11 protein-coding genes are annotated in these 7,555 nt (G+C 71.1%); 9 read left to right on the top strand and 2 right to left on the bottom strand.

Going from position 1 to position 7,555, the window contains the following annotated elements:
- Nucleotides 1–23 precede the first annotated feature (23 nt).
- Nucleotides 24–797: a queuosine precursor transporter gene (locus tag Q4D18_RS06735; protein ID WP_303126736.1), complete on the top strand. Its 774-nt coding sequence runs from the start codon at nt 24–26 to the stop codon at nt 795–797.
- On the opposite strand, the gene Q4D18_RS06740 is transcribed toward Q4D18_RS06735, so the two are convergent.
- Together Q4D18_RS06740 and Q4D18_RS06745 are read right to left on the bottom strand one after the other, a co-directional pair.
- The gene (locus tag Q4D18_RS06740) at nt 758–1,801 is read right to left on the bottom strand and encodes a nucleoside hydrolase (protein ID WP_303126737.1); all 1,044 of its coding nucleotides are present in this window, start codon (nt 1,799–1,801) and stop codon (nt 758–760) included. The genes Q4D18_RS06735 and Q4D18_RS06740 overlap by 40 nt on opposite strands.
- Nucleotides 1,798–2,460: a hypothetical protein gene (locus Q4D18_RS06745; protein ID WP_303126738.1), complete on the bottom strand. Its 663-nt coding sequence runs from the start codon at nt 2,458–2,460 to the stop codon at nt 1,798–1,800. Before Q4D18_RS06745 ends, Q4D18_RS06740 begins: the two co-directional genes overlap by 4 nt.
- 89 nt (nt 2,461–2,549) lie before the next feature.
- Here Q4D18_RS06745 and Q4D18_RS06750 point away from each other — a divergent pair, with 89 nt between their 5' ends.
- The 8 genes from Q4D18_RS06750 to Q4D18_RS06785 all read left to right on the top strand — a co-directional run.
- The gene (locus Q4D18_RS06750; RefSeq protein ID WP_303126740.1) at nt 2,550–3,338 is read left to right on the top strand and encodes a formate/nitrite transporter family protein; all 789 of its coding nucleotides are present in this window, start codon (nt 2,550–2,552) and stop codon (nt 3,336–3,338) included.
- Nucleotides 3,339–3,552: 214 nt separating this feature from the next.
- On the top strand, nt 3,553–3,780 hold the full coding sequence (locus Q4D18_RS06755; RefSeq protein WP_303126741.1) for a hypothetical protein: 228 nt from the start codon (nt 3,553–3,555) through the stop codon (nt 3,778–3,780).
- Between the two features lie 115 nt (nt 3,781–3,895).
- A complete protein-coding gene (locus tag Q4D18_RS06760; protein ID WP_303126742.1) occupies nt 3,896–4,756 on the top strand; it encodes a tyrosine-type recombinase/integrase in 861 nt (286 codons plus the stop codon).
- A gap of 74 nt (nt 4,757–4,830) precedes the next feature.
- Nucleotides 4,831–5,307 (top strand): hypothetical protein, encoded by a 477-nt coding sequence (locus Q4D18_RS06765; RefSeq protein WP_303126743.1) that lies wholly within the window; start codon nt 4,831–4,833, stop codon nt 5,305–5,307.
- Between the two features lie 10 nt (nt 5,308–5,317).
- Nucleotides 5,318–5,479, top strand: coding sequence for a hypothetical protein (locus tag Q4D18_RS06770; protein WP_303126744.1), 162 nt, complete (start codon nt 5,318–5,320; stop codon nt 5,477–5,479).
- 17 nt (nt 5,480–5,496) lie between these two features.
- The gene (locus Q4D18_RS06775) at nt 5,497–5,781 is read left to right on the top strand and encodes a glutaredoxin family protein (RefSeq protein ID WP_303126745.1); all 285 of its coding nucleotides are present in this window, start codon (nt 5,497–5,499) and stop codon (nt 5,779–5,781) included.
- Between the two features lie 168 nt (nt 5,782–5,949).
- On the top strand, nt 5,950–7,311 hold the full coding sequence (locus tag Q4D18_RS06780; RefSeq protein WP_303126746.1) for a hypothetical protein: 1,362 nt from the start codon (nt 5,950–5,952) through the stop codon (nt 7,309–7,311).
- Nucleotides 7,308–7,555, top strand: a 248-nt coding sequence (locus Q4D18_RS06785) for a hypothetical protein (RefSeq protein WP_303126748.1), incomplete at its 3' end; no start/stop codon positions are given. The genes Q4D18_RS06780 and Q4D18_RS06785, both read left to right, overlap by 4 nt.

Here is a 7,555-nt window from a genome sequence, read left to right on the forward strand (position 1 = left end):
ACGCAGGATGGTTGGATGTCCCGGTGAACACCTCCTCCCTCCCCCCGTCCCCCGAGACGCCCACGTCTGGGCCGGGCACCCCGGCGTACGCCCGGGTGCCCGCGAGCCACTACGACCTCTTCGTCGGCGTCTTCGTCGCCCTCCTCATCCTCTCCGGCGTGACCGCCGCCAAGCTCTTCTACGGGCCCACCGTGCCCGTGCTCTCCGACGTCTTCTACGGCGGCGGCCCCCTCATCTTCGACGGCGGCGCCTTCCTCTTCCCGTTCGTCTACATCATCGGCGACATCCTGGCCGAGGTGTACGGCTGGCGCCGGGCCCGCCGCGCCATCGTGCTCGGCTTCGCGATGCTCGTCCTCGCCGCGCTCACCTACACCGTGGTGTCGCTGACCACGCCCGTCGAGGGCTTCGAGGCGTGGGACCAGGCGCTGGCGCCGATGCTGCGCATCACGGTGGCCGGCTTCGTCGCGTTCCTCGTGGGCTCCCTGGTCAACGCGACGATCGTGGTCCGCCTCAAGGAGCGCATGAAGGAGCGCCACGTAGCGTTCCGCCTGATCCTCTCCACGGTGGTCGGCCAGTTCATCGACACGCTCATCTTCTGCATCATCGCGTTCGGCGGCACCATCACGCTGCTCGAGCTGGCGAACTACACGGCCACGGGGTTCCTCTACAAGACGACGGTGGAGATCCTGATCGTGCCCGTGACACTGGCCGTGATCCGCGTGCTCAAGCGGCACGAGCCGACCTACCGCGCGCCCGGCTACGAGGTCGAGCGCCCCGACACCGCCGCCATCGCCTGAGCGAAGGCCGCGAACACCCCCCTGGGGTCGTTGCCCGTGACGCGCCGCGCGTTCGGGCGGCGGCCCCAGATGTGTCTGTCGTCGTGCACGGTGGTGCCGCGCAGCAGCTCCGAGTCGGCCTCGACGTCCACCACGGTGGTCTGCGTCCGGAGCACGGCCTGCCCGGTGGCCGCCTGCGCCGCGAAGAGGTCGTGCAGGTGCGCCACGTACCCCTGGTCGTAGTCGTGGTGGAACTCGAAGTAGAACCGCAGGGCGTCCGCCAGGACGTCGGTGACGCGGTGCCCGGTGTCGGCGAGCGGCCCGGCGACGCGCGGGCGGGCGACGTCCCAGCGCACGGGGCGCGCGCCGGCGTCGTGCAGGAGCCCGTCCAGCAGGGCCGGGGTGTACTCGATCCGTTCCGTGGTTTCGAGCGCGCACACGATCGGCAGCCGGTGCTCGGGGCGGCCTTCGAAGGCCGCGAAGACCTCCTTGGCGGCGTCCGGGTCCACCCACGTGTTCCACTCCGCGGTGGGCGTGGTGTTGCCCGGGTACAGGTACGCCCCGCCCATGATCACGACGCCGGCCGCCAGCTCCGGCAGGTCCGGTGCGGCCCGCAGCGCCAGCGCCAGGTTCGTCAGCGGGGCGGTGCAGAGGATGGTGGTCTGTCCCGGATGCGCGTGCAGCTCCTCGAGCCACACGTCCAGAGCCGGACGCGGACTGAGCCGCTCGGGGCGGCGCTCGATGCGGGCGTGGCCGAGGCCGCCCTCGCCGTGGGTCTCCGGCGTGGTGACGGTCGGGCGGCGCAGCGGGGCCTCCGCCCCGACGGCGACCTCCACGTCCGGACGGCCGGCGAGGTCCAGGACGGCGGCCGTGTTGAGGGCGCAGTCCCGGGCGGAGGCGTTGCCCCCGGTGACGGTCACCGCCGCGATCTCCGCCAGCCCCAGCCGCTCGGCGCCGGCCAGGTGCAGGAGGGCGCAGGCGTCGTCGATGCCGGTGTCCACGTCCGCGAGGATCCGGGCCGTCACGGCGTCGTCGTCGGCGATCGGGACCCCGGACTCGCCTGGCGGATGGTGGTGACCACCCGGGTGAGCGCCGGGCGGCGGGGCGTGGAGGAGAACCCGAAGCGCGTGGGCGGGTCCACCGGGGCCAGGGCTCCGAGGTCCCGCCCCTCCCAGCGGGCCTCGACGCCCACCACGTCCCGCACGTCCGTGGCGCCGTAGTACTCACGCCGGCCCTGGCCGGCGGTGCCGCGCGTGCGCACCCCGGGCATGGCGATGCGCGCGATCGGGTCGGAGACCGCGCAGAACGCGGGATGGGAAGCCACGGAGGACGGGAGGAGACGCAGGGCCCACCCCAGGGGCCGGCGTCGGCCCAGTCGCGCGGCGAGGGTGAGGGACGGCGTCGTGACGGTGAGCGTGCGGACCGTGAGGTCCACGGTGACGGGCTCGACGCGCACCTCGTCGAAGCGGTAGGTGGCGGTCACGAAGTCCGCGACCTCGCGGGTGGGGGCCAGGAGGAGACGGTGTCCGTCCGGGCGCTCGACCATGACGTCACTGAAGGCCCCCAGCGGCGAGTCCGGCCAGGTCCCGACGACGACCCGCGTGCCCTCCGCGGTGCCGACGCCGAGGATGTGGCCGCGGAAGCGCCAGACGACCGGGGGCGGCGGGGCGGAGGCGGCGGTCATGACCTTGAGCGTAGGCGGCCTGGCCGGGAACGACGAAGTCCCTCCAGCCGCTGCGTGACCCTGGGGTCTCCTGTGCGAGGATGCGCCGCATGAGCGAGAGCCGAGCACAGCACGAGCCGGCCGACGACGACGTCGAGGAGCCGGTCGAGAGGACCTACGGGGAGGCCTCCGAGGAGGGGGCCCAGCGGCTGCACCGATCGTGGCCGGCCCTGCTGACCACCGGATTCCTCGGCGGGGTGGAGATCACCATCGGACTGCTGGCGTACCTGCTCGCCCTGCACGAGACCGGCAGCCACCTGCTGGCGGGCGTGGCGCTCTCCGTGGGGTTCATCGCCCTGTTCCTGGCGCACTCCGAGCTGTTCACCGAGGGGTTCTTCTACCCGATCATGGCCATCGTCGACGGCCGGGGCACCTGGCTCGAGCTGCTGCGGCTGTGGGGCGTCACCCTCGCCACGAACCTGCTCGGCGGCTGGGTCACGGTCGGTCTGATCGCCCTGGCGTTCCCGAAGCTCCACCCGGAGCTGGCCGAGACCGCCCACCACTTCCTCGAGATCGGCCTGAGCTGGCAGGGCGCCGCCCTGGCCCTGCTGGCGGGGACGGCCATCACCCTGATGACCCGGATGCAGGCCGGGGCCGAGGACGCGCCCACGAAGGTGGCGGCCGCCGTGGCCGGCGCCGTGGTGCTCGGCGGCGGCTCGCTGTTCCACTCGGTGCTGGACTCGGTGATCATGTTCGGCGCCATCCACTCCGGGGCCGAGGGCATCGGCTATGTCGACTGGCTGGGGTGGATCTGGTGGGTCGTCCCCCTGAACATCCTCGGCGGGCTGCTGCTGACCACGGGGCCGCGCGTGCTGCGCTCGGTGGAGGCGCAGGACTGAGCCGCTCCCCCGACGACGACGAAGCCCCGCCCGGATCACCGGGCGGGGCTTCACTGTGCTCCTCCGACTGGACTCGAACCAGTAACCCTTCGGTTATGTCTCGCCAACCCTGCTCGAGCGCACGGTTGCAAGCATGGTCGTACTGTCCACAGCCTTAACCCGTCCCCGCCCCCAGGCACAGTGAGCGCCGTCACCACCATCGGAAGGACATGACATGTGGCTCCCATTGCTCGGAGTGGCCGTCATGGGCCTGCTCGCGCTCGTCCTGAACCCCCTCTCCAGCCTGCTCGCTCTCATGAAGTTCTGCGCCTTCGCCGCCGCCGGCGTCTGCGGGCTCGCCTGGTACTTCGGCGGCCCTGCCGAGCTCTACGCGCTCCCCTGCGTTCTCGCGACCGCTGCATGGGTCGGCCTGCAGTTCATCCCTACCCGTCGCCGGGTCTAGTCCTGCACAACCGCCCGCGACACGGGGGCTGTCCACATTCAGGGCGCCCCCCCTGTTTTGCCCATTTTGCCCATGCCAGCATCGTCCGATCCGACACCACACGACGGAGGACGAGATGCCAGCTTCCCCAGCACCTCTCAAGGACCCAATTGACGCGTACGCCTCCTGGCTGCGCGTCTACCGCCGCCCCCGCACCGTGGAGAACCGCGTCCACTACGCGCGACGGCTCACGACATGGGCGGCGGAGCACTCACGCTCTCCATGGGACCTGACCTCTACCGACATCACCACTTGGCTCTCCGCCGTAGGGAAGTCCCCAGCCACCCGGAAAAACGCGGCCGACGCCATCCGCGGCTACTACAGATGGGCGATGGACGCCGGGTACACCAAAACCAATCCCGTTGGGTCCCTCCCCCGCATCAACGTGCCCCGCGGACTTCCCCGCCCGACCCCGGACCACGTGCTGCGCGACGCCATCAGTCGATGCACACGCCCCACCGACATCCTCATGCTGCTCTTCGGCTCCCTTAGCGGACTGCGCGTCGGCGAGATTGCCGCTCTCAGAGCAGAAGACATCAACGACGACCTCATCCGCGTCACCGGCAAGGGCGGACACGTCCGGTACGTCCCCGTCCACCCCCTCCTTAAAGAAGCGCTCCTCCTAGCCCCCAGCCGCGGATGGCTCTTCCCCAGCAACCGCAATCCCAGCGGCCACTACCTCGCCGCCTCCGTGGCCCAACGCATCAACGACCTCCTCGAGGAAGGATGGTCCGCTCACACCCTCCGGCACCGGTTCGCCACCCACGTCTACTCAGCATCCCAGGACATCCTCGGCCTCCGGGACCTCCTCGGCCACGCCGACGTCTCCACGACGATGGTCTACACCCGAGTCGCCGCCGACAAGCTCGCCCGCGACGTCGCCGCCATCCACTCCCTTCCGGACATGACAGTGCGCGTCCGCGAACTCGTGTCCTGACCACGCCAGGACACACCTCCCACGCACCGCCGTTCGAATCCTGTGCGACCTATCCCCTCGAGAACGGCCCGCACATGCCCATCAAGACCAGACTCCCCATCGAGTTCAGCTGCACCCACACCGAGACCGTGGACCTCAGCCACATCCCAGCCGGGCGCCGCAAGGCCTACGCCTTCGGCCTGGGCAAGCACCGCGTCTGCACGCGATGCTTCAAGGCCGCCGGCGCGGCCGACCTCGAGCAACGCAACCGGCAAACCCTGCTCGACGCCGAGCAGTTCGCCCAGGAGCACCAGCTGCCTGAGCTCACCGGGTCGGAGAAGCAGATCGCCTGGGCCACCCGGGTCCGTTACCAGGCGCTCACCGACATCCTCGACACCGACGAGGCCACCGGCCGCCGCGTGCTCGCCGCCGCCATGGACCTGACCCGCTCGGGATGGTGGCTGGACAACTGCACGGACACGGACCTCGACGTCGAGGACCTGACAGAGCTGATCCTCACCGCCGATGCGTCCGACCAGCCGGCACCCATCGAGACCGAGAACCCCTTCTGAGGATCCACCCATGCGACCCAACATTTGCGCTCCCGCCAAACCCTTCGAGCACCTGCGCCCGCAGCCCAACACCCTGCGCGCGCTCGGCTCCAGCCCCCAGGCCGACATCCGGCGGCGCCGCACGGTCCTGATCCGCCTGGCCACGGCCGCGCACCCGAGCCACGGCCGATGACCGAGGAGAGCCCCGCGATGATCACCCTGTATGGCCAGCCCGACTGCTACCCCTGCAAGCAGGCCACCGCCTACCTCGACCGCCACCAGGTCCCCTACGACTACATCGACCTGACCGCCCGGCCCGAGCTCGTGGCCAAGCTGAAGTCCCGAGGCCTGGAGCAGACCCCGATCCTGCAGACCCCCACACGCGCCACCGCCGGCCTGCGCCTAGACGCCCTGAAGGAGGCCGTGGCCGAGTACCGCGCAGCGGACACGGCCACCGTGGCCGCTCCGGCCGTGGACGGGCCGACCCGCACCTGACCGGCCCCAGCCAGCCACCGTGGCCACCGGACACCTGCTCCGGTGGCCACAGCCATGTCCGACCACGGACACGGCTGCCACACATCCCGGACAGGCCGGCACGAATCCAGGACGGCCACCTGACCACACCCGGCCCCACGGGAGGCCACCAACGCGAGGAAGAACCCCATGAAGACCACGCTGCACCTGACCGGACAAGTCACTCTGACCGACTCCACCGGCACCCGTCTGCCGGCCACCGACCTGGACACCGCCCTGGCCACCGTGGCCAAGGCCCGCACCGGCCGGACGCCGGTGGTCACCGTGACCGGCCAGCACGAGGGCCTGACCATCGACCGGGACACCTGGCGAGTCAACCCCGACGGGGACCTCAGTCCGGCCCCGCAGACCACCACCCCGGCCTACAAGCTCGCCTACTCCGCCTTCACCCTGACCGACCCGTCCGGGACGGCCTCGCCCGTGCAGACCCCGGCGCTGGCCACCATCGCCCAGTCCGCAGCCGACCGGCTCGGCCACGAGGTCATCGTGGACTCGGACCTGCCCGGCGTGGTGGCCCAGTCCTACCTGCCCTCTCAGCGCAAGCCTGCCCACGCTGAGGTCACCACCTCCATGGCCGAGACCTTCGCCACCCGCACCCGCCCGGACAAGCGCCGCCAGTCCCCGGCCCGGCAGGGCTGGCGCGGGGCGCTGAACGAGGCCTTCGGCCTGAAGCTGGCGCCCTCCGCCGACGAGATGCACGCCCGCGAGCTGACCACCACGATCCAGCGCGGCCTGCCCGGGCACCGCACCGCCGTCGTGGTGAACATCAAGGGCGGGGCCTCCAAGACCACCGCGACCTACCTGCTCTCGGCCACCCTGGGCCGGGTCCGCGGGGGCACCGTGCTGGCCTGGGACAACAACGAGAACGCCGGGAACCTCGCCGACCGCGCACTGCCGGCCTCCCACCAGCACACCGCCGTGGACCTGCTGGCCAACATCGAGGACTTCCGCACCCCCGAGCACGCCGACAAGCTCACCGGCTACGTCCGACCCCAGGGCGACAACCGCTTCCACGTCCTGGCCTCCCAGGACCACGCCGGAGACCGCGAGGTCATCGACGCCGACGCCTTCCGCCAGATGCACGCCGTCCTTCGGCAGCACTACTCCCTGGCCATCGTGGACACCGGCAACGCCTCCACCGCCGCCACCTGGCGCGCAGCCGTGGACGTGGCCGACTCCATCGTCGTGGCCATCACGAACAAGGAGGACGCCGCCCGCCGCGCGTTCGTCACCATCGACGCCCTGCGCAAGGCCGGACACGGCGACAAGCTCGCCCGCTCGATCGCCGTGGTCACCCAGCCGGCTGAGGCCTCCACCGACCGCCTCGACAAGGTCCGCGAGCTGCTGGCAGAGCACGTGGGCGCCGTCGTGGTCATCCCGTTCGATCCCGCCCTGGACGAGGGCGACGAGATCGACTGGGACCGGCTGTCCAAGGCCACCCGCCGCGCCTACCTCGAGGCCGCCGCCGCCCTGATCGAAGGCCTGTCGTGAAGCGCGCGATCCTGCTGGGGGGCGCCGCCGTCGTCGGCGTCCTGGTGCTGCTGCTGGCCCTGGTGCCGGTCCTACTCGGCTCGATGTTCAGCGCTTCAAAGCTGGCCAGCTCCGAGACCTCCATCGCGGAAATCTGCTCCGCCGGAGACGCCGGCCAGGCCCAGATCCCGGAGGAATACCGCGAGGACATCGCCAACGCGGCTCGCGTCTCCGGGTTGAGCCAGGAGGTCCTCGCCTCGCAGAT

It is taken from the genome of Micrococcus sp., from assembly GCF_030523875.1.
GTDB lineage: Bacteria > Actinomycetota > Actinomycetes > Actinomycetales > Micrococcaceae > Micrococcus.